Source organism: Chryseobacterium sp. GP-SGM7, assembly GCF_049166575.1.
Classification (GTDB): domain Bacteria; phylum Bacteroidota; class Bacteroidia; order Flavobacteriales; family Weeksellaceae; genus Chryseobacterium.
In genome coordinates this window covers 1-807 of record NZ_JBMHFF010000015.1, presented here as the reverse complement: position 1 = coordinate 807, position 807 = coordinate 1, and the positions used below count along the sequence as shown (strand labels likewise).

General features: G+C 31.4%; 1 protein-coding gene. It reads left to right on the top strand.

From position 1 onward, the window contains the following. Positions 1 to 807 (top strand): toprim domain-containing protein (locus ACOOWA_RS18080; protein WP_421377350.1); only part of this gene is annotated, 807 nt, incomplete at both ends.

The following is an 807-nucleotide window of genomic DNA, read 5'->3' as shown; positions in this document are numbered from 1 at the left end:
GAACTCAAAGAATTAGAAGAAATTATTTTCTGTTTTGACCAGGATAAAGCAGGAAAAGAAGCGGTTAAAAAATATGCAGAAGAATTTAAAAATTATAAAGTCTCAACGGTCGAACTTCCTAATAATGATATAAATGAAACTTTGCAACTGCACGATGAAGAAATATTTTTGGAATTATTGAAGAATAGAATTGCTTTGCAATCGCTGATTTCTATTGAAAATAATGATAAGAAAGAAGCAAAAGGTATTTTTCTTTCAATTGAAAAAAAAGAAGTCGAAAAAGTCACAGTCACAGAAGAAAAAAAATCTGCGAAATCTGTGCAATCTGCGGGAAATCCTATGGATTTTTTAAGCGATAAAAATTTACTTCAGAATCTGAATCAATTAATTGAAAAAGCAGGAATAATCGGAGAAGAAAACAGCAGATTATTATTGTTTTTAATCACGATAAGTTATTTAAATAAAAGTCCGTTGCACGGAATAGTACAGGGTTCAAGCGGAAGCGGAAAAACTCATATCATCAGCAGAATTGCAGATTTAATGCCACAAGAAGACGTTTTAAGATTTACAAGAATTACAGAATCAAGTTTATATAATTGGGGCGAGTTTGATCTGTTCCAAAAGATCATAATCATTGAAGATCTGGACGGTTTAAAAGAAGATGCATTATATGCGCTGAGAGAATTTATATCAAACCAGGTATTAAGAAGTTCGGTTACTATCAAAGATAAAAAGGGAAATAATAAATCTTCTCATAAAATCGTGAAAGGTCAGTTCAGTTCTTTATCAGCAACCACGAAAGGAGAA